We start from the raw sequence: 20,828 nt of genomic DNA, 5'->3' as shown, positions 1-20,828 counted from the left end.
TAGACATAAAAAAGGCGCTATGAAAGCGCCTTTTTTATGGCCGTTACCATGCTTGCAGGGTCTTTATAATCAAGTGGAATCGAGATGAGCGTGTCGCCTTTTAGTAGTGCTAAAGAGGGAAATGAGTTTAACCCTAATTGCCTTGCTTGAAGTATTTCTTGCTCGATAAGCTGCTTGTGTTTGACGTGTTGCATGGCTTTATTAAAACCTTCTGCATTCATGCCTATGTGTTCTGCGCATTCGGTTAATGTATCAAGATCCGATGGATTCTTGGCCTTTACGTAATAGGCTTCTTGAATCGCATGGTACATCTCATCTTCTAGCCCCATGTCTCTTGCGACGTAGCACGCTCGACAGGCGGGGTAAGTTGAACGGCGTGGTGTATTGTTTTGCCAGAAGTCGAAATTAAACTCCGTACCTAATGTGGACTGGATGTTCTTCCATGTCGCTTCAAGCTTGGCTTTCATTTCTTTTGCCATGGGGGTATCTGAATCAACCGCTAGGCCGCCTAGCATGGGTTGAATCGACAATTGGTCAGAGTCGATCAAAGGCTGTAAGGCTTTTTGTAGTTTTGTCCAAGTCGGGCGAAATCCCCAACACCAGCTGCACATTGGGTCATAGCAATAAAGTAGTGTAGCAGTCATGAAATGGTCTCTGTGTGGTAAAAACGACGGGCTTAAAGTAGCAGTCTTTTTAGTCAGAACACAACCAAGTTGAACTGTGCCCATAAAAAAACGGCTTAACCAAGAGGTTGAAGCCGTTTATTGACGTGAGCTTATTTGCTCTTAGCCTTTCAAGATATTCGCAATCGCGTCACACAAAGGTTCCATGTTGTCGTGCGTCATACCCGCTACGCTGATACGTCCTGAGCCAACAATGTAAATGCCGAACTCTTTACGCAGCTGAGCCACTTGATCGGGCGTTAAACCAGAAAAAGAGAACATGCCTTGCTGTTGTGAAATAAACGAGAAATCTTGGCTTACGCCTTTGATACGTAATGTGTTCACAAACAAGCTGCGCATTTCGTGAATGCGAGTACGCATGGCTTTGACTTCACTTTCCCACAGTGCAAACAATTCTGGGTCATTCAGAATCTCGGCAACCACCGCCGAGCCGTGAGATGGTGGATTGGAATAGTTGGTGCGAATGCAGCGTTTGATTTGAGTGAACGCCGTTTCCGCTTGTTCAGCGGTTTCACAAAGAATCGTCAGTGCACCAACACGTTCGTTGTACAAACCGAAGTTCTTTGAGAATGAACTGGCGATCAGCATTTCCGGCACGTGTTCTAAGAAGGTGCGTAAGCCTTGAGCGTCTTCTTGCAGGCCCTGACCAAAACCTTGATAAGCGAAGTCAAACAACGGCAAGAAGCCTTGTTTACTGCACAACTTAGCAAGTTGGTACCATTGCTCTGGTGTAGGGTCGATGCCCGTTGGGTTGTGGCAACAACCGTGGAACAACACTACATCACCTTCAGGAACTTGAGACAAGCTCGCAAGCAGGGCTTCAAAGTCCAACGATTTATTGTCTGCGTTGTAATACGCATAACTGCCCACTTCCAAACCAACCGATTGAAAAACCGATTGGTGGTTTGCCCATGTTGGGTTACTGACCCAAATAGTGGCTTCTGGTAAGTGCTTTTTAATGAATTCTGCTGCGACGCGTAATGCGCCAGTGCCGCCAGGGGTATGGGCTGTTTGAGCAAGCTGCTTGGTAATGATGGGGTGGTCTTTACCAAATAAAAGCGTTTGCACGGCAGATCGATAAGCGGGGGCGCCTTCGATGCTTAGGTAACTTTTGGTTGTTTCTTGAGTCAACAAGCGTTCCTCGGCTTGTTTTACCGCCTTTAAAATAGGCGTATTACCTTGCTCGTCTTTGTATACACCAACGCCCAAGTTAATTTTATTGGGATTGGAATCTTTTTTGTAAGCGTCATTCAGGCCAAGAATTGGGTCTGCAGGAGCAGCTTGGATATGTTCAAACATAGTAACTCCCCAAGAGGGTTATTTTCTTTTTTTATTATGGATTAGAAGATATAAAAATCAGGCTATATGGTACTCCAAGACGTGAGTAACCGCTATAAGCTGAGGGAAATGGGGACGGAATTACTGTGTAGGATGAGGGAAATGGATAAGTCGATGAGAAAAATGTAGCAAATTACGCAGAGCGTTCATCGTTTAGCCAATCCAATGGCGTTTTTTGGTGTGACAAAAACCTCTAGACCTAACCAAATGTTAGGTCTTGCCGCGTACCTGACTGTGTCAGCTTAATGAGATGAAATTAATCGTCCCAGCCGTTTGAAATGTCTTGGTTCAAACGTTTTTGTTCTAAGTGCTGTTCAATTGCACGTCGGGCTTTTAACATACGCGCAGCATCTTCCTTTTGATTTCGTTCTTTTGATTCATTTTCCAAGCTAATGGATGCATGCATTATGTCGGTTTTTACTTCAGTTAATGTTTCCGCAAAATCGCTCATCGTTATACCCTTTTGGACGTTCGATGACATTGAGTGCATAGATCACTGTCATCGACAGTTAAAAAAAGTCAAAATAGACAGACAACTCATTTTCAAGCTAATAAAAAACTCAAATAGATTAAAAATCAACCTATTTTTACGTGTTTTTTGTGACAAATTTATTAATTAATCATGGCGGAATGCAATGGACGTTTCTTTTATCCTCGATTCACTCAATGACAAACAGCGTGAAGCGGTGGCCGCACCGCTACAAAACAGTCTGGTATTGGCTGGCGCTGGGTCGGGGAAAACCCGAGTCTTGGTGCACCGCATTGCGTGGTTGATGCACGCTTACGAATTATCACCTTATAGCCTAATGGCGGTAACTTTTACCAATAAAGCGGCACGTGAGATGCAAGGGCGTATCGAACAGCTCGTGGGCGTTCCTCCACAAGGCATGTGGGTGGGGACTTTCCACGGTTTAGCGCATCGCTTATTGCGTGCTCATTGGCGTGATGCGGGGTTGAAAGAAAATTTCCAGATAATGGACAGTGACGACCAGTTGCGACTCATAAAACGCATCATGCGCGAACTGAATATCGACGATACTCGCTGGCCACCTAAACAAGTGTCTTGGTTTATCAACGCGCAAAAAGACGAAGGTCGCCGTGCGGCTCATGTGCCAGACAGCCATGACCCTTTCTCTAAAGGCATGCGCGAATTGTATTACCACTACGAAGAAGCTTGTGAGCGTGGCGGTTTACTGGATTTTGGTGAATTGTTATTGCGAGCACACGAACTGATGCTCAGCACGCCTGCCTTGTTACGCCATTATCAAGACCGTTTTCGCCATGTGCTGGTGGACGAGTTTCAAGATACCAACACCATTCAATACGCGTGGTTACGCATCATGGTGGGCAGCGAAGGCACGATAACGGCCGTGGGTGACGACGACCAGTCCATTTACGGCTGGCGTGGTGCGAAAATTGAAAATATCCAAAATTTCACCAAAGATTTTAAAGACGTTGGCACCATCCGTTTGGAGCAAAACTACCGCTCAACGGGCCATATCCTGAATGCGGCCAACGGCTTGATCAAACACAACGACGACCGCTTGGGGAAAGAGCTTTGGACGGACAGTGGTGAAGGCGATCCTATTTCACTCTATGCCGGGTTTAATGAACAGGACGAAGCGCGCTTCATTCTTGGCATTATCAAACAATGGCGCGACAAAGGCACTTCACTGACGGACATGGCAATTCTGTATCGCTCCAATGCCCAGTCGCGAGTGATCGAGGAATGCTTAGTTAGGGAACAGATTGCTTATCGGATTTATGGTGGGCACAGATTCTACGATCGTCTTGAGATCAAAAACGCCTTGGCTTATGCGCGTTTGGCACTGGATCCAAATGACGATGGCGCCATGGAACGAGTCATCAACGTACCACCTCGCGGTATTGGCGAACGTAGCATCGGAACCTTGCGTGAAATCGCCCGTGATAATGGCTGTTCCATGTGGCAAGCCGCACAGGAGGTCGTGCGCCAGTCATTGATGACGGCTCGTGCAACCAATGCTATCAAGGCATTTTTACACCTTATTGAAGGCTTGAGTACGACCGTTCAACAGCCTGATTTGAACCTGAATGATATTTTCGAGCAGATTATTGAAGAAGCGGGTTTGATTCCTTTCCACGAAAAAGAGAAAGGCGAGAAGGGCGAAGCACGGATCGAAAACTTGAAAGAGTTGGTGGGTGCGGCAGGTGGGTTCAGTTGGAGCGATGAAGACGAAGAGTTTAGCTCGCCGTTGATGGCCTTCTTGGACAAAGCGGTATTGGATGCGGGCGATGCGCAAGCGGACGAATACCAAGACGCAGTACAACTGATGACACTGCATTCGGCGAAAGGTCTAGAGTTCCCATTGGTGTTCTTAACCGGCGTGGAAGAAAACGTTTTTCCAAGCAAGATGTCTTTCGAAGAACCAGGTCGACTTGAAGAAGAGCGTCGCCTTTGCTATGTGGGCATTACGCGTGCGATGGAGAAGCTTTACATCACGTACGCGGAATCTCGTCGTTTGTTTGGTAGCGAATCCTTTAACAGTCCATCACGCTTTATCAAAGAGTTGCCACCGGAATGTTTGGAAGAAGTGCGTCTTCGCTCTCAAGTCAGCCGTCCAGTGTCTTTGCAGCGCCCTGATTACAACTTTGAAAAGAACAAACTGCAAAACAGCAGTGTGTTAAACAGTTACAAAGCGCCAGAAGTTACCGTGAATATGGGGGATCGAGTGAATCATCCGGTGTTTGGTGAAGGTTTGGTAATCAACTACGAAGGCCAAGGCCCACAAGCACGAGTACAGGTCAACTTCGATGACGAAGGCACCAAATGGTTGGTGTTGTCGTTTGCTAAGCTGGAAGTGCTTTAGGTCTATCTGATGTGTTATCTCGTTGTTTGATTTGCTTGCGCCTGCTTCGCAAGCTCAGCGCGTCAGCGCAAATCAGACAGCGAGATAATTTAAGGTTGCCTTGCTAAAAGAACGCTGAGTATTTTCCTTTGCGCTTGTTGCGCAGCAAAGCGTATCGGCAGCAATAGAGCTTCAAGTTCGTTGTCTGTTCCCCAGCGGTTTAGCCATTTGTGTACTTCGCTATTTCTCTCGTTTTTCCGATTGTAACTCAGTAATTTTTTTTAATTGCAGCAAATTTTTTCGATTAGATGTAAACTATTTAGAGTTGTAAGTATTTAGCTAATAAGGAGTGTGACATGGCGATTCGCGTTGGTTTGATTGGTTTTGGTTTGTCGGGGCGGGTGTTTCATGCGCCGTTTGTGATGAATGATCCTGACATGACGATGTCGTATGTTTGCAGTTCAAAGGCGGATGAGGTGAGGGCGGTGTTGCCTGATGTGTCTGTGGTGTCGTCTGCGGAGTCTGTATTTGCTGCGCCGGATGTGGATCTAGTGGTAATTACGACGCCAAATGCGTTGCATTTTGAGCAAGCCAAAGCGGCGTTATCAAATGGCAAGCATGTGTTGTTGGAAAAGCCTTCAGTGACTAGTCTCGATCAAATAGAGGCTCTTTGTACGCTTGCGAAGCAAAAAGGCTTGGTGTTTTGTGTTTACCAGAATCGTCGTTTTGATGGCGATTTTTTGCGTCTTAAAACATTAATTGAAAGCGGTGAGTTGGGTGAGTTGAAGCATTTGGATTCTCGCTTTGATCGTTTTCGTCCGACGGCACAAGCCCGTTGGCGCGAAGAGCCGGGTGTTGGTACGGGGATTTTTTGGGATTTAGGGCCGCATATTTTAGATCAGGCATTGAGTTTATTTGGGCCGCCGAAGTGGTTGCATGCGAGTATTGATAAGCTACGCGACGGTAGTCAAACCCATGATTGGTTTGAAGTGGAGTTTGGTTACGACGACAAACGTGTGCGTTTGGCCTCGACGCCGTTTGAGGCCGGTGAAATGCGCCGCTTCAACGCAAGATTTACTAAAGGAAGTTGGCAATGTGTGGGGTTAGACCCACAGGAAGAGGCGCTACGAGCAGGGCAAATGCCTTGGGAAGCCGATTTCCCTTCACGAGCCGCTGAGCAAAAGATCACGCGTTTTGTGGCGCATTCGCAAGATAACATCGATTGTGTCCAAGAAGCCGCAACGCATGGCGAGTATGCCGCGTTTTACGGGCAATTACGTGATGCGATTCTTGGTAAAGGTGAGGCTCCGGTTTCGATGGAGCAGGCTTGTCAGCTGATTTATCTGTTGTGTTTGGCGGAGCAATCAGCCGAAAGTGGTCAGCGTATGTCGTGGGGTTATGTCCCTAATTTTTCTGCGAAGTAAATTCGTCTCGATAAATCGCAAAAAAGGGTTGAGCAAAATTCCTCCAGTTCTTATTATCTTTCGCCCTTTTGATGTTTTTTACATCAAAAGGGCGTTTTTCTGTCTGATCCTATAATAAAAACACAATAACGGGCGATATTTTGATATGCGTTGGTTGTTGATCAAATCTTCAATGGTGAGTGATGTTGGGCGTCGCTTTCTCATGTCACAGACAGATTCAAAATATTAAGTAACTGGCTCCCTGAGGGAAAATAATGCGTAATTTAATGGTATTGGGCAAATTGGCGTTCGCTGGTTTGTTTGCTTTGACTTTGGTCGCGTGTGGCGGTTCAGAGAAGACGGAAGACGCGGCAAAAGTTGAAAAGAAAGCGGAGACCATTCACTGGAAAATGGTCACAACGTGGCCAAAGAATTTCCCGGGCTTGGGAACCTCTGCGGACGAATTAGCGAAAAACATTACGAAAATGTCGAATGGACGTTTGGATGTCAAAGTCTATGCGGCGGGCGAATTGGTTCCTGCTCTGGAAGTGTTTGATGCGGTCTCTCGCGGCACGGCAGAAATGGGACACAGCACGGCGTATTATTGGAAAGGCAAAGCGCCTGCGGTGCAGTTCTTTTCTTCTGTGCCTTTTGGTATGACGGCACAAGAATTCAACGCGTGGCTCGACTATGGTGGTGGTTTGAAGCTGTGGGAAGAAGTGTACGCTCCCTTTAATATCATCCCCATGGCGGCAGGTAACACGGGCGCACAAATGGGCGGCTGGTTTAATAAAGAGATCAATTCTCTGGCGGATTTCCAAGGTTTGAAAATGCGTATGCCAGGGTTAGGTGGTGAGGTGCTGAAGAAAGTTGGTGCGGTAACCATTAACTTACCCGGCAGCGAAATATTCACAGCGTTGCAGACGGGAACGATTGATGCGACTGAGTGGGTGGGACCTTATAACGACTTAGCGTTTGGTTTGTACAAAGCCGCAAAATACTACTATTACCCAGGTTGGCAAGAGCCGGGTTCTGCCGTTGAAGCGTTAGTGAACAAAGACGCATTTAATGCCTTGCCGACGGATTTGCAAGAGATTGTTCGTACTGCCGCTCAGCAAGCCAATTTGGATATGTTGAGCGAATTTACCGCTCGAAACGATGCGGCTTTGACGACGTTAGTGAATGATCACCACGTGGTGTTGAAAAAGTTCCCGAAAGATTTGCTAGAAGCACTGCGAGTGGCGTCTGATGAAACACTTAAAGAAGTGGCGGCAAACGATCCGATGAGCCAAAAAGTGTACGATTCTTTCACGGCATTTTTGAACTCAGTTAACCAGTGGCATGACATTTCTGAACGTGCGTTCATCAATGCTCGCGCAATAGACTGATGTCTTAGAGTACAAAGCCTGCGATTCCAAGAAGCCCTGTTATCGACGGATAACAGGGCTTCTTTTTGTTTGTCTTTAAATGACTATTCTGACCATTTGTAAATAAATATCAAAAAGGGCTTGAGCGCCCGCACAGCAATTCATACTATTCAGTACACTTAGTGCATAAAATGTGACTAAAGGGTCAATTTCAATCCTTATTATAGGGCGTTGACGCAAAGGCAATTAGGGTTGCTTGAGTTTTAAAGCTAAGTCCAATAACAATAAACGCAATCAGTCTCCTGAGGGATAGCAAATGATAAAAATAAAAACGTGGGGCAAACTGGCCTTAGTCGGTTTGACGGCAGCCACTTTGGTGGCATGTGGTGGATCAGAAGAAAAAGAAACCGCAAAAGTAGAAAAGAAAGCCGAAGTCATTAACTGGAAAATGGTCACGACTTGGCCAAAAAACTTTCCAGGTTTGGGTACGGGGGCTGAAAACCTAGCCAAAAGCATCAACGAAATGTCCAATGGCCGCATTAATGTCAAAGTGTATGCGGCAGGCGAATTGGTTCCTGCGTTGGAAGTGTTTGATGCGGTGTCTCGTGGCACAGCACAAATGGGTCATGGTGCAGCCTATTATTGGAAAGGCAAAGCGCCAGCTGCGCAGTTCTTTACCGCGGTACCATTTGGCTTCACGGCACAAGAAATCAACTCTTGGATTCACCATGGCGGCGGTTTGAAACTATGGGAAGAAATTTACGCACCCTTTAACCTAATCCCAATGGCAGCAGGTAACACTGGTGTGCAAATGGGCGGCTGGTTCAATAAAGAAATCAACTCGTTGGAAGACTTCCAAGGTCTAAAAATGCGTATTCCAGGCCTTGGTGGCGAAGTATTGAAGAAAGTGGGCGGTACGCCAATTAACTTGCCAGGTGGTGAGATCTTTACTTCCTTGCAAACTGGCGCGATTGACGCAACCGAGTGGGTTGGACCTTATAACGACCTAGCGTTTGGTTTGTACAAAGCGGCGAAGTTCTATTACTACCCAGGTTGGCACGAGCCAGGTTCAACGATGGAAGCGCTGTACAACAAAGAAGCGTTTGAGGCTTTGCCAAAAGACCTACAGTTGATCGTACGTGCAGCGACACGCCAAGCGAACGCCGAGATGTTGGATGAGTTCACAGCATTGAACAACTCCGCACTGCAAACGCTTATTAACGAACATAACGTGACGTTAAAACCTTTCCCTGATGATGTCTTGTCTGCATTGAAAAAAGCGTCTACAGAAACATTGGAAGAAGTGGCAGCAGCCGATCCAATGAGCCAAAAAGTGTATGACTCATTCAAAGAGTTTGGTGCGAAAGTAAGAGCATGGCATGAAGTGTCTGAACGCGCTTACATCAATGCTCGTGAGCTTGAGTAATTCTTAATTTAGTCGTGTTATAGATAAAAAAAACAGCCCTTCTTGTTTCCAAGAAGGGCTGTTTTTTTATAGGTATTGCTATTAGAACGAGGCTTAGTCGTTCATGCTGCCTAATTCAAGCAGTGTTGCGTTGCCGCCGATTGCCGTGGTGTTGTTAGACACGGTGCGTTCAGTGACAAAGCGTAGTACGTAGTGTGGTTTCGCTATCACGCTTAAATTTTCCGCGTCGGTTTCTTCAACCAATTGGCAGATTAGGCCGCTTTTCGCTGCAAGACGTTGGCTTAGCTGTTGGGCTTGCGCAGGGTCGCACAGCGTCGCGATACCAGCAAGGTGGTTGGCTTCGATCAAAGAATCTTGCGCGGATTCCGCAATGTTTTGCACAACACCTTCTGCGACAACTGGGGAAATCATGTCCATGATTTCTTGGCCAGCCAGTCCCACAGTAATCACGGGGTTACCGGCAATAAGCGCAGCAAACACTTGGCCAACTAGTCCCACTTTCGCCATATCGCCTTCAAGCGAAGACATGCAAAGAAACACGCCACGGCCTTGGTTAGACAGTTCGTTGCGCTCGCCAGTTGGCCCCGGCATGACGCGCGTTTCAGCAATGGATTGCTTCGCGTTGTCGATTTGCCAAGCGGCCATTTTTCGTTGTGCTTCAGGGAAGGCGTTTAGGGCTTTTTTCAGTTTTTCTGCGCGGCCATTTACGCCAAGTTTGTCCCATGCTTCGAAGACTTTCTGAGCGACCTGAATTTGGATAGGTTGTACGATTGTCATAGTAATGTCTCCCCTTAAAGGTCTTGCTCAATAGCGAAGCGTTGAAGGTAATGTGGACCGCCAGCTTTTGGTCCTGTGCCGGATAAACCTTGTCCGCCGAAAGGCTGAACACCAACTACTGCACCGACTTGGTCGCGGTTGATATATAGGTTACCAACACGAGCGCGACTTGCGATACGAGCACAAGTGGTTTCGTTACGGCTGTGAACGCCCATAGTCAAACCAAAGCCTGAGTTATTGATGGTGTCGATGATCTTATCCAAGTCGCGTGCTTTGTAGCGTACAACGTGAAGGATAGGGCCAAATTTCTCATCTGTTAGCTGATCTATGCTGCTGATCTCAAACGCGGTTGGTGCAACGAAAGTACCGTTTTTGGCGAAATCTGGTAATTCCGCTTGGGCGATCAATTTGCTTTCTTTCGTCATGTGCTCGATGTGATCTAGCAGCATTTTTTGCGCTTTTTTATCGATCACTGGACCTACATCGGTGCTGTGTAGGTAAGGCAAGCCAACGCTTTGTTCCGCCATGGCGCCTTTGATCATCGGAATAACGCGATCAGCGATGTCGGCTTGTACGAACAATACACGCAGTGCAGAACAACGCTGACCTGCAGAAGCAAACGCTGAACGTACCGCATCACGAACGACTTGCTCTGGCAAAGACGTAGAATCCACCAGCATGGCGTTTTGACCACCGGTTTCCGCAATGACTGGTACGGGCGCAACGCCACGAGCCGCTAGCGTGCGGTTGATCAATTGTGCTGTGCCAGTGGAACCTGTGAAGGCAAGGCCAGCAATGCGTTTGTCGCTAGTAAGTGGAGCACCAACTGTCGCGCCGTCACCTGGTAACAAGTGAAGTACGTCAGTTGGAACGCCAGCTTGGTGTAGCATTTCAATAGCGCGGAAAGCGATCAAGCTGGTTTGCTCAGCCGGCTTCGCCACAACAGTGTTGCCCACGACTAGAGCAGCAACGACTTGGCCTGTAAAGATGGCCAATGGGAAGTTCCATGGACTGATACACGTGAACACGCCGCGGCCGTTTAGCTTGGCTTGTTTGTCTTGACCCAAGAAATCTTTGTAGTGCGTTGGGTTAGCAAAGTGGCTACGGGCTTGTTGCGCGTAGTAGCGGCAGAAATCCACGGCTTCACGTACTTCATCGATGCTGTCTTGAATGGTTTTACCCGCTTCACGGTGGCAAAGTGCCATCAATTCTGCGTAGTTTTCCTCCATCAAGTCAGCCATTTTGTCTAGGCAATCCGCACGCTCTGTGGCTGGACGCGCAGACCAAGCAGGGAAAGCGGCTTCAGCAAGATCAATGGCCTTGGTAACGGTCGCGGCGTCTGCCCAGTCGATTTGACCAGCGGTTTGGCTGTGATCGTAAGGGCTTTTAATAGAGTGCGTTTGCCCTGTTGTGACTTTTTCGCCACCCACAATAGGGAAAGCACGCCATTGCGTATCTTGACCCATGAAAGCGTCGATTTTGGCTTTGAAAGGCGTCCAATCAGAATCGATTTCAATGTTCGGGCCAAACGAGTTTTTACGGTCGTCAAACAAATTTGCTGGCAAGTTAATGTGCGGGTTAGCCAATGACTTGCGGCTTTCCAATGTGGTGACAGGATGGTTGATCAAGTCAGAAATTGGGTAACTTGCATCGATCAAACGGTGAACGAATGAGCTGTTGGCGCCGTTTTCTAGCAGACGGCGAACCAAGTAAGGAAGCAAGTCTTTATGACTGCCGACTGGTGCGTAGATGCGCACGCAAATATCGCTACCTTTGATTAGACGGTTGTAAAGCGCGTCACCCATGCCGTGCAGACGTTGGAATTCGAATTCTTGTGTTGTCGCGCCCAATTGCGTTGCCAAACAGCTGATGGTCGCAATGGTGTGTGCGTTGTGGCTGGCAAATTGCGGGAAGATGTGTGCGCGAGTGTGTTCGCTTAGCAAGAAGTTCGCACACGCCAAGTAAGACACGTCAGTGGATTCTTTACGTGTGTACACTGGGTAACCGTTGATGCCACGTTGTTGGCACAGTTTGATTTCAGAATCCCAGTAAGCGCCTTTTACAAGACGTACAGGAATGCGATCGCCTTGTTCTTTGGATAAGGCCGCCAACCACACCAAAACCGGCAGAGCACGTTTTGAGTAAGCTTGAACCACAAGGCCGAATAAGCCCCAACCTTTAGTACATTCGTCGCGGAACAATTTTTCAAACAAATGCAAAGAAAGCTCTAGGCGATCGGCTTCTTCTGCATCGATGGTAATACCGACGTTCAACGAGCGCGCTTTGATGATCAAGCCTTTTACGCTGTCGAACAATTCCGTCATCACGCGCTCTTCACAACCCACTTCGTAACGTGGGTGAAGGGCTGACAGTTTGATGGAGATCGTTGGGCGGTGTTTTTGGTTGTAAGTATCTTTACCCACAGACTCAACGGCCTGCATGTAAGATTTTAGGTATTTGTCTGCATCGGCGGCGGTTAACGCGGCTTCGCCCAACATGTCGAAAGAGTAGGTATAACCTTTGTCGCGGTAGCTTTTACCACGAGATAGAGCTTCTTCAATGCTGCGACCTAGTACAAACTGGTGTCCCATGATTTTCATCGCTTGGTTCATCGCTTTACGAATCACCGGCTCAGAAACACGGTTTACCATGCGGTTCACCAAGTTCGCTGGCGTACCGTCTTTTTTCTCGTCCATAGTGACTATTTTGCCCGTCAACAATAAGCCCCAAGTAGACGCATTAACGAAGAAAGAGTCAGAGTTTTTCGCGTGAGAGGCCCAGTCGGCGACGCTCAAACGGTCTTTGATAAACGCATCAGCGGTTTCTTTGTCTGGCACGCGCATGAGCGCTTCGGCCAAACACATCAGCAAAATGCCTTCTTTGGTGTCTAGGCTGTATTCCAGTAGCAAAGCGTCAATCATTGACATGCTGTCGTCGTCTTTACGAACGGCTGCAATTAGGTCGGCTGCGGCATTTGTTTGGCTTTCCAATTCGCCTTCAGTTGGTTTTGCCAACGGCAATAATTCATTCAACCACTTTTCTTCATCCAAATTGTAAAGAGGGGAAATGAGCTGCCACAATTCGTTAAGTGGACGCTGAATGAAGTTAGGTTGTAACACCTCAATCGCTTTAAACATGGTTGGATTCTCCCGCGTTAACCTAAAAAGCCGTTCGGCTCTTTATTAAGGCCGCATATTGTTATAGAGCATTACGCTTTTTTTTGATTACTTTTCGTTCTGCTTAATCAAAAAAATGCATGTCTGGATAATGCTGACACTTTAGTGACAGAGGGGTTAAATTGTCTTTCGAAAAAATCGTTTTTTTTTATAAGAAAGTCCGACTTTTCTAGAATAAATTGCGGGGTGGTTTATTGTTGTGCAAGATCCGGTCGAAGTGTGCTCAATGCGTATTATTGGAGCATGAAAACTAAGGTGGGGACTGGTTTAGCGGTTAGTGAATTGCTTCTGATATTTTAATGGTGTGATGCCCAGTGTTTGAGAAAACACGTTGGTCATCGCACTTTGGCTAGAAAATCCACACATTTCGGCGACTTGAATGGGCGGGAATCCTTCGGTCAGCAAACTTTGAGCTCGCTCCAAACGCTTGCGCATGAGGTATTGATGCGGCGTCATGCCGGTACGGTCTTTAAAGCGCTCGTGGAATTGGCTGACGCTCAAAAAGCAGAAATTAGCCAACTGATCAATGTGGACACGGCGCGATAGGTTTAACTCAATAAATTGGTCAAGCTTGTCGATGTCGAGGTGATTACCGCGGGCGCGAACGTCTTTGTTGTTGATCTGGTGGCGAATAGCACTGAGCAGTGTGTTGCCACAGGCTCTGGCTAAAATGGCGTCATTTGGGTATTGCTGTAACTCGCCAGACAGCGCCGATGCCAGTATTTGCAAACGAGGATTCAGTTGGAAGTAGGCGGCTTGATCGAACAAGCGTGATACGACTTCGTATTCTTCATCTGTGATGCTTTTTTGCGGTGGAATGGGAAGGTTAACCACCATAATGCGATTTTCACCCAGACCCGCGAACGCATGACTGTTCTCTGACGGAAGAATACACCCTTCGCCAGTATGCAGTTGTTTGCCTTTGCCTTCTACGTCGAAATCAGTGTTGCCATCAAGCACAATCACCAGTTGGTGAAAATCGTGATCGTGGGTATCTGCTTCGGTTGGCAGGCTAAAAACGTCGGAATCAGACTGAGTCAAAATAAGCCTATTAAATACATTAAGTGTGAAAGTATAGCGGCCTTAATGCGGCTTTAGTAGCGTATTTTTTTGGAGATGCTGGATTTTAGCGTGTTTTTATCGTCTTGGCAGCGAAATGAGGAGGGCTTGTGGAGAGAAAAGAAACACAGCGCGCTTTTTCTGCAAAATTCAACGACGCGCTGTGTTTGTGTGATTTGGCTACTCGCCAATGGCTATGACTAAGTTGCCTAGCGCCCCAGATTTCAGGACGTCTTCATGGGCTTGCGCCAATTCAGTCAGTGGGTAACTTTGGCGAATCACCGGCTTGAGTACGCCTTTTTCAAACAAAGGGCGCAAGGCTTTCGCAATCAACGCCAATTCCGCTGGCTTCACATTCGCTAATGCGACACCGACAACGGACGCATCGCGCGCCATTAAGTCGCGAGGGTTGATTTCAACCGTGCCACGATTTCCAACGACAGCCACGCAGCCACCGAAAGCCAAGGCTTTTAGGTCTTGATCTAGGTTATGGTTAGCCAACATTTCAATCACGATATCAAAACCGGTTTCTAGGGATTGATAGGGTGCCAGATGGTCGGCTTCATTGTGCATAATGACGGTTTTCACACCTTGCTGACGCAGTAATTCCGCACCTTCCTTAGTACCTGAACTGGCCACCACGTCCATACCTGCGGCCAAAGCAAGCTGGACAGTGGCAATGCCGACGGCGCCAGTTGCGCCATGGACTAAGACTTTATCGCCCGCTTTACCGTTGGCACGACCAAACAAGGCACGATGCGCCGTGGTGTAGGGAATACCAACACAAGCGCCTTCTTCAAAAGACAATGCATCCGCAAGAGGGTAAGTGTGCGTTGCCGCACACGCGGTAAATTCCGCTGAAGACCCTGTTAGGTTGCGACTGAAATACACCCGCTGACCGACTTCAAACCCAGTGACGTTCGCACCCAGTTCAACCACGGTTCCAGCGCCATCAGAACCCGGCGTATGCGGGAAATTGGCAGAGTAATTATTGGTACCAGAGCGAATGTAAGTGTCCACTGGGTTGACGCCTGCAGCACCGACTTTAACGAGTATCTGGTCGTTATTAATCTTAGGTGTTGGCGCATCCGCCAGCGACAAGTCACTGGCGGGGCCGTAGTCTTTCATTTGCATTGCTTTCATGTTTTTGTCCTAACTTAATGAGTTCTGTTTTTGTTATTTCAAAAGTTATGCCTTAGATCAGTCTGCATAGACTTGCTCAGGGAGCCATGTCGCCAGATCTGGCCAAACAGCCAACATCAATAATACAAAGATCTGAATCAAGATAAACGGCAGCACACCTTTATAGATGGACTGGGTTTTAATTTCTGGCGGCGCCACTCCGCGTAAATAGAAGAGCGCAAAGCCAAATGGCGGTGTTAAGAAGGACGTTTGTAAGTTAATCGCCATCATAATACCTAACCAAACAGGGTCTAGACCCATGGCCAATAAAACTGGGGCAACAATGGGAACAACCACAAAGGTGATTTCAATGAAGTCGAGGATGAAGCCAAGGAAGAACATCAGCAACATCACCACAATCATGGCACCCACTACACCGCCAGGCAGTTGCGAGAAGAAGTCTTGAATCAGCTCTTCGCCGCCAAAGCCACGGAATACCAAGGAAAACAGCGACGCACCGATGAGAATCATGAAGACCATGCAAGTGACCTTGGTGGTCGAATAGACGGCGTCTTTTAGGGTAGGGAAGCTTAATTTACCGCTTGCCAACGCCAAAATCGCTGCGCCTAATGCACCCACACCGGCCGCTTCCGTTGGCGTTGCAATCCCGCTAAGGATAGAGCCCAATACCGCAAAGATAAGGATTAAAGGTGGTAAAAGACCTTTGATCAACTGAATCGCCAATGGCTCAGTAGAACCATTGCGCAACTCTTCACGAGGAACCGCGGGCGCTTTGTGCGGCTGCAACCAAGCGACCATGATGACGTAAAGAATGTACAAGCCAACGAGGATTAAGCCAGGAATTAACGCACCAACAAACAAATCCCCCACAGAAATGGTTTTTGGTGAGAATATGCCCATTTCCAATTGCGCTTTTTGGTAAGCGTTGGACATGACGTCGCCCAGTAAAACCAAGGCGATGGAAGGCGGAATAATTTGGCCTAAGGTTCCGGTTGCACAAATAGTACCGGTTGCCAGCGCAGGGTCATAACCGCGGCGTAACATGGTTGGCAACGAAATCATGCCCATGGTGACAACGGTTGCGCCCACAATACCCGTACTGGCCGCCAACAACATACCCACCAAAATCACCGAAATACCCAAACCACCACGCAAGGTTCCAAACAGCATCGCCATGGAATCGAGCAACTTCTCAGCCAGCTTTGATTTCTCGAGCAACACGCCCATCAAGACGAATAGCGGTACCGCGATGAGGGTTTCGTTACCAATAATACCGAACAAGCGGTTGGGTAAGGCTTCTAAGAAAACGCTGTCAAAGGTGCCAAAAAAAGAACCGACCGCGGCGAAAATAAGTGCCGTGCCACCCAAAGAAAATGCCACAGGGTAACCAAACAGCAAGCAGACACACACGCCAGCAAACAGCCATAAAGGAATAAATTCAGCCATTAGTTTTGTCCTTTAGCCTGTTTATTAATAGGGGAGCGAGCCGCAGTTACCACGCCAATATTCTTCAAAATATCGGCCGTACCTTGAATGATGAGACTCGCCATCATAATAGGGATCAGAGTTTTGAGCAGATAGACGAAAGGCAAACCACCCGGTTCTGGAGACGTTTCCAATACGCGCCAAGAAGCGCTAACGTAATCTAGGCTTAAATAGGCGGTATACAGCGTGAACGGCAGTAAAAAGAAAATGCCACCGATGATATTAACCCAGGCTTTTTTCGTCACTGAGAAATCACGGTAAAAAACATCGACACGGACATGCTCGTCGTCTTTAAAGGTATAGGCCGCGCCCAACATAAAGACCATGGCATGCAAGTACAGCACAGACTCTTGCAATGCAATCGAACCATTATCAAAACCATAACGTAGCAGGACGATGAGACAGGTAAGTAGCATCATCACCAACGTGAGCCAAGCAATGCATCTTCCCAAGTATTGGGAAATTGCCTCAGCCGAAGAGACCAGTTTGTTAAACATTAAAGTACCCACAGTTTTTTAATCATTATTATCGGATGCTTCGCACGGCAAAAAACCAGCGTCAAAATCCGGATGGTTAGTCTATTGGATAACGCTACGCTTGGGAATATTGCAGGCTATGGGAAACACGCGTTAGGGATTATTTATCGGACATTAAAATTTTTTTGAAATATTTCACGATGTAACATTTTTGTCACACGCTTTTCCTATAGTACAAAACATCGAACGAGCTATGGGCAGTTGCTCATAAATATTTGACTACAACCACTGAGGTTTATGTGATGAAAAAACTAGTTGCAGGTTTAGCGATGACAGCAGCGGTAGGCGTTTCTGTTAACGCTTTTGCCGATGTTGACTCAAATTTGATGTCTTACAGCAAAGCAAGTGGCGTTTCTGGCAATATTTCAAGTGTTGGCTCTGACACATTAGCAAACTTGATGACACTTTGGGCAGAAGACTTCAAACGTCTTTACCCTAACGTGAACATCCAGATCCAAGCGGCTGGTTCTTCTACTGCGCCACCAGCATTGACTGAAGGCACATCAAACTTCGGTCCTATGTCTCGTACAATGAAAGACAAAGAAATCGCAGCGTTTGAGAAAAAATACGGCTACAAGCCAACAGCAATTCCAGTGGCTATCGATGCTCTAGCGGTTTTCGTACACAAAGATAACCCAATCAAAGGTATGTCTCTTCCAGAAGTGGATGCGATCTTCTCTTCTACTCGTAAAGGTGGACACAGCGAAGACATCACTAACTGGGGCAAAGCGGGTTTGACTGGCGCTTGGGCGAATCGTGACGTTCAGTTGTTTGGTCGTAACTCTGTATCTGGTACTTACGGTTACTTCAAAGAGCACGCACTTTACAAAGGCGACTTCAAAAACTCTGTAAACGAGCAGCCAGGTTCTGCGTCTGTAGTACAGTCTGTATCTACATCTCTTAACGGTATTGGTTACTCTGGTATTGGTTACAAAACGTCTTCTGTACGTGCTGTACCACTAACTAAGAAAGAAGGCGGCGAGTTCATCGACGCAACGATTGAAAACGCAGCAACAGGTAAATACCCATTGTCTCGTTTCCTTTACGTTTACGTAAACAAAGCGCCTAACAAGCCGCTTGAACCACTACAACGTGAATTCGTTAAAATGGTACTTTCTAAAATGGGTCAAGAGGTTGTCGTAAAAGACGGTTATGTTCCTCTTCCAGCGAAAGTTGCGAGTAAGTACCTTAAAGATCTAGGTATTAACTAAGTAACGCTGTAGCGAGCTACGAAGTAGATGCTAAAAGTAGGAGGGCCGAAACGCTCTCCTACTTTGCTTTCTTCGTAGGCTGTCACACTACTGTCACATAAAAACGTCACACAACAAAGATGAATGCGGATGACTAAATCAACTGACCATCAGATGCCTGAACTGGATTTCAATACGCCAGCTTTAAAGCGTCATCGAAAAATTCGCGCCCTGAAAGACCGTATGGCTGGAATGGGTATTGCCGTGGGAGGCAGCAGTGTTATTTTGGCTGTGCTGCTTATTTGCTTCTACTTACTATATGAAGTGGCGCCTTTATTTTCTAGCGCCAGCATTGATGCTGAGGCAAGTTATGCCTTGCCTGCAGAGGATCAAGGAAAGAGCCTTTATTTGACAACCGAAGAGCAATCCGAAGTTGGCATGCGAGTGACGAGTAATGGCAGTATTGTCTTCTTTTCTGTTGCTGACGGCAGTGTGATCAACAGGGTTAAAAACCTTCGTTCTGAAAAAGTCACCGCGTTTGCGGTTGAATCGGATACCAGTCGTTTAGTGGCGTTTGGTTACGAAGACGGCAAAGCGCTCATCGTGAAACACGATTACAAAATTTCCTACCCTGATGGCAAACGTAAAATCACCCCAGTCGTGGAATACCCTTACGGTGAAGACGCGATCGATGTGGCGGATTTTGCGATTAAAAAACTCACCGTCCGTGATGGCAGCGACAGCCTGACCATGGCGGCAATTGGTGACACAAAAAGCGCCATCACGAAAGTCTCTAAAGAAGTGAACTTCATCACCGAAGAAGTGGAACTAAGCGAGCAAAGCGAGTCATTGCCTTTTGTGGCGGATGTCGCGAGCATGCTGCTGAGTGGCGACCAGCGCTATTTGTACGTGGCAACACGTTCTGGTGCGTTGAGCGAATTCGACCTTCGCGACTTCGATAACATTGCGCTGAAAGACGCGATGTCCTTGTTTAAAGACCCAAACACTAAGCTTGTTTCAATGAGCTATTTATTGGGTAAGTCATCGATTATGGTGGCCGATTCGTCCGGTCATGTGAGCCAGTGGTTCAATGTGCGTAATGAAGAGAATGAAGAAAAACTGACCTTTATTCGTGACGTTAAGCAGCCTATCGCGATTGTTGATTTAGCGATGGAGCAACGCCGTAAAGGCTTTGCGACCTTGGATGAGCGTGGCTTGGTGGCGATTTACAACGCCACGTCTACGCGCCAAGTTATTAACGAAAAGCTGAGCGACAACAACGCTCGACTGATCAGTTTCTCTCCTCGTGCTAATGGCCTGTTGTTGGAAGACGACAAGGGGCTGCACTTTTTCCACGTTGATAACGAGCACCCAGAAGTGTCTTGGTCTTCTTTGTGGGGCAAGGTGTGGTACGAAGGTTACCAAGAGCCGACGTACACCTGGCAGTCTTCTGCGGCGAACAACGACTTCGAGCCGAAATACAGCTTGATGCCATTGGCGTTTGGTACGCTAAAAGCCGCTTTCTACGCGATGTTGATGGCGGTGCCATTGGCGATTTGTGGTGCGATTTACACGGCGTATTTCATGGCGCCTGCGTTGCGTCGTAAGATCAAGCCAGTGATCGAGTTAATGGAAGCCTTGCCAACCGTTATTTTGGGCTTCTTAGCCGGTTTGTTCTTTGCGCCTTTCTTGGAAGAAAACCTAGCCGCGACCTTTAGTGTGTTTGTTGTGCTGCCTGTCGGTATTCTCGTGTTTGCGTATTGCTGGTCGCGTTTGCCTCAGAATTTACGTTGGTTGGTGCCAGAAGGCTGGCAGCCACTGTTGTTGATTCCGGTGATCGTGTTCTTGGCGTGGTTGTGTTTGGCGATGAGCCCAATCATTGAGCTGAATTTCTTCGGCGGTAACATTCGCGGCTGGATCACCAATGACCTTGGTATCACGTTCGACCAACGTAACGCATTGGTAGTGGGTTTTGCCATGGGCTTTGCGGTTATCCCAACCATCTTCTCTATCACGGAAGACGCCATCTTCAGCGTGCCAAAAGCCTTAACTCAAGGGTCATTGGCATTGGGGGCGACTTACTGGCAAACCATGACTCGCGTGGTATTACCAACAGCGAGCCCAGGTATTTTCTCTGCGGTGATGATCGGTATGGGTCGTGCCGTGGGTGAAACCATGATCGTATTGATGGCAACGGGCAACACGCCAATCATGGACGCCAATATCTTCGAAGGTATGCGGACGCTAGCGGCCAACTTGGCGGTAGAAGTACCGGAATCTGAAGTGGGCAGCTCACATTACCGAATCTTGTTCTTAGCGGCGTTTGTGCTCTTTATCTTCACCTTTGTGGTGAACACAATCGCTGAAACCGTGCGTCAGCACCTACGCAAAAAATACGGGTCGCTATAATGAGTACT

At 47.5% G+C, this 20,828-nt stretch carries 15 protein-coding genes; 6 read left to right on the top strand and 9 right to left on the bottom strand.

Features of this window, described 5'->3' with window-relative positions; translation table 11 throughout:
- Window positions 1–17: 17 nt before the first annotated feature.
- From AABA11_RS16470 to AABA11_RS16460, 3 genes are all read right to left on the bottom strand, one after another.
- A complete protein-coding gene (locus AABA11_RS16470; protein WP_338269554.1) occupies window positions 18–644 on the bottom strand; it encodes a DsbA family protein in 627 nt (208 codons plus the stop codon).
- A 141-nt stretch (window positions 645–785) separates the two neighbouring features.
- A complete protein-coding gene (locus tag AABA11_RS16465) occupies window positions 786–1,982 on the bottom strand; it encodes an amino acid aminotransferase (protein ID WP_265727430.1) in 1,197 nt (398 codons plus the stop codon).
- Window positions 1,983–2,277: 295 nt separating this feature from the next.
- Window positions 2,278–2,472, bottom strand: a complete 195-nt coding sequence (locus AABA11_RS16460; RefSeq protein WP_265727429.1) for a PA3496 family putative envelope integrity protein — start codon at window positions 2,470–2,472, stop codon at window positions 2,278–2,280.
- Window positions 2,473–2,656: 184 nt separating this feature from the next.
- Between AABA11_RS16460 and uvrD the strand changes: the two genes are divergently transcribed.
- The 4 genes from uvrD to AABA11_RS16440 all read left to right on the top strand — a co-directional run bounded on the left by uvrD (window position 2,657) and on the right by AABA11_RS16440 (window position 9,045).
- A complete protein-coding gene (gene uvrD, locus AABA11_RS16455) occupies window positions 2,657–4,870 on the top strand; it encodes a DNA helicase II (RefSeq protein ID WP_338269551.1) in 2,214 nt (737 codons plus the stop codon).
- A gap of 335 nt (window positions 4,871–5,205) precedes the next feature.
- Window positions 5,206–6,273: a Gfo/Idh/MocA family oxidoreductase gene (locus AABA11_RS16450; protein WP_338269549.1), complete on the top strand. Its 1,068-nt coding sequence runs from the start codon at window positions 5,206–5,208 to the stop codon at window positions 6,271–6,273.
- A gap of 254 nt (window positions 6,274–6,527) precedes the next feature.
- Entirely contained in the window at window positions 6,528–7,640 is a 1,113-nt protein-coding gene (locus AABA11_RS16445) for a TRAP transporter substrate-binding protein (RefSeq protein WP_265727426.1), read from the top strand.
- A 295-nt stretch (window positions 7,641–7,935) separates the two neighbouring features.
- Window positions 7,936–9,045, top strand: a complete 1,110-nt coding sequence (locus AABA11_RS16440) for a TRAP transporter substrate-binding protein (RefSeq protein WP_265727425.1) — start codon at window positions 7,936–7,938, stop codon at window positions 9,043–9,045.
- A 93-nt stretch (window positions 9,046–9,138) separates the two neighbouring features.
- On the opposite strand, the gene AABA11_RS16435 is transcribed toward AABA11_RS16440, so the two are convergent.
- The 6 genes from AABA11_RS16435 to AABA11_RS16410 all read right to left on the bottom strand — a co-directional run bounded on the left by AABA11_RS16435 (window position 9,139) and on the right by AABA11_RS16410 (window position 17,182).
- The gene (locus AABA11_RS16435) at window positions 9,139–9,822 is read right to left on the bottom strand and encodes a 1-pyrroline-5-carboxylate dehydrogenase (protein WP_265727424.1); all 684 of its coding nucleotides are present in this window, start codon (window positions 9,820–9,822) and stop codon (window positions 9,139–9,141) included.
- Between the two features lie 14 nt (window positions 9,823–9,836).
- Complete coding sequence (gene putA, locus AABA11_RS16430) at window positions 9,837–12,959, bottom strand: bifunctional proline dehydrogenase/L-glutamate gamma-semialdehyde dehydrogenase PutA (protein WP_265727423.1); 3,123 nt, start codon at window positions 12,957–12,959, stop codon at window positions 9,837–9,839.
- Window positions 12,960–13,265: 306 nt separating this feature from the next.
- The gene (locus AABA11_RS16425; RefSeq protein WP_265727422.1) at window positions 13,266–14,039 is read right to left on the bottom strand and encodes a helix-turn-helix domain-containing protein; all 774 of its coding nucleotides are present in this window, start codon (window positions 14,037–14,039) and stop codon (window positions 13,266–13,268) included.
- Between the two features lie 198 nt (window positions 14,040–14,237).
- Window positions 14,238–15,200 carry an NADPH:quinone reductase gene (locus tag AABA11_RS16420; RefSeq protein ID WP_338269545.1) on the bottom strand — a complete coding sequence of 321 codons (963 nt, stop codon included), beginning with the start codon at window positions 15,198–15,200 and terminating at the stop codon, window positions 14,238–14,240.
- A gap of 57 nt (window positions 15,201–15,257) precedes the next feature.
- The gene (locus AABA11_RS16415; protein ID WP_265727419.1) at window positions 15,258–16,646 is read right to left on the bottom strand and encodes a TRAP transporter large permease; all 1,389 of its coding nucleotides are present in this window, start codon (window positions 16,644–16,646) and stop codon (window positions 15,258–15,260) included.
- Window positions 16,646–17,182, bottom strand: coding sequence for a TRAP transporter small permease subunit (locus tag AABA11_RS16410; protein WP_265727418.1), 537 nt, complete (start codon window positions 17,180–17,182; stop codon window positions 16,646–16,648). Before AABA11_RS16410 ends, AABA11_RS16415 begins: the two co-directional genes overlap by 1 nt.
- Window positions 17,183–17,463: 281 nt before the next feature.
- Between AABA11_RS16410 and AABA11_RS16405 the strand changes: the two genes are divergently transcribed.
- Entirely contained in the window at window positions 17,464–18,432 is a 969-nt protein-coding gene (locus AABA11_RS16405) for a PstS family phosphate ABC transporter substrate-binding protein (protein WP_265727417.1), read from the top strand.
- Between the two features lie 129 nt (window positions 18,433–18,561).
- Window positions 18,562–20,820, top strand: coding sequence for an ABC transporter permease subunit (locus AABA11_RS16400; protein ID WP_265727416.1), 2,259 nt, complete (start codon window positions 18,562–18,564; stop codon window positions 20,818–20,820).
- Window positions 20,821–20,828 lie beyond the last annotated feature (8 nt).

This window comes from Marinomonas pontica, assembly GCF_036322735.1.
GTDB lineage: Bacteria > Pseudomonadota > Gammaproteobacteria > Pseudomonadales > Marinomonadaceae > Marinomonas > Marinomonas pontica.
This window is presented reverse-complemented; position numbering and strand designations above follow the sequence as displayed.

Bases quoted from the DNA above. Each gene is read 5' to 3' on its own strand.
- AABA11_RS16470 (WP_338269554.1), bottom strand. From the start codon at position 644: ATGACTGCTACACTACTTTATTGCTATGACCCAATGTGCAGCTGGTGT.
- AABA11_RS16465 (WP_265727430.1), bottom strand. From the start codon at position 1,982: ATGTTTGAACATATCCAAGCTGCTCCTGCAGACCCAATTCTTGGCCTG.
- AABA11_RS16460 (WP_265727429.1), bottom strand. From the start codon at position 2,472: ATGAGCGATTTTGCGGAAACATTAACTGAAGTAAAAACCGACATAATG.
- uvrD (WP_338269551.1), top strand. From the start codon at position 2,657: ATGGACGTTTCTTTTATCCTCGATTCACTCAATGACAAACAGCGTGAA.
- AABA11_RS16450 (WP_338269549.1), top strand. From the start codon at position 5,206: ATGGCGATTCGCGTTGGTTTGATTGGTTTTGGTTTGTCGGGGCGGGTG.
- AABA11_RS16445 (WP_265727426.1), top strand. From the start codon at position 6,528: ATGCGTAATTTAATGGTATTGGGCAAATTGGCGTTCGCTGGTTTGTTT.
- AABA11_RS16440 (WP_265727425.1), top strand. From the start codon at position 7,936: ATGATAAAAATAAAAACGTGGGGCAAACTGGCCTTAGTCGGTTTGACG.
- AABA11_RS16435 (WP_265727424.1), bottom strand. From the start codon at position 9,822: ATGACAATCGTACAACCTATCCAAATTCAGGTCGCTCAGAAAGTCTTC.
- putA (WP_265727423.1), bottom strand. From the start codon at position 12,959: ATGTTTAAAGCGATTGAGGTGTTACAACCTAACTTCATTCAGCGTCCA.
- AABA11_RS16420 (WP_338269545.1), bottom strand. From the start codon at position 15,200: ATGAAAGCAATGCAAATGAAAGACTACGGCCCCGCCAGTGACTTGTCG.
- AABA11_RS16415 (WP_265727419.1), bottom strand. From the start codon at position 16,646: ATGGCTGAATTTATTCCTTTATGGCTGTTTGCTGGCGTGTGTGTCTGC.
- AABA11_RS16410 (WP_265727418.1), bottom strand. From the start codon at position 17,182: ATGTTTAACAAACTGGTCTCTTCGGCTGAGGCAATTTCCCAATACTTG.
- AABA11_RS16405 (WP_265727417.1), top strand. From the start codon at position 17,464: ATGAAAAAACTAGTTGCAGGTTTAGCGATGACAGCAGCGGTAGGCGTT.
- AABA11_RS16400 (WP_265727416.1), top strand. From the start codon at position 18,562: ATGACTAAATCAACTGACCATCAGATGCCTGAACTGGATTTCAATACG.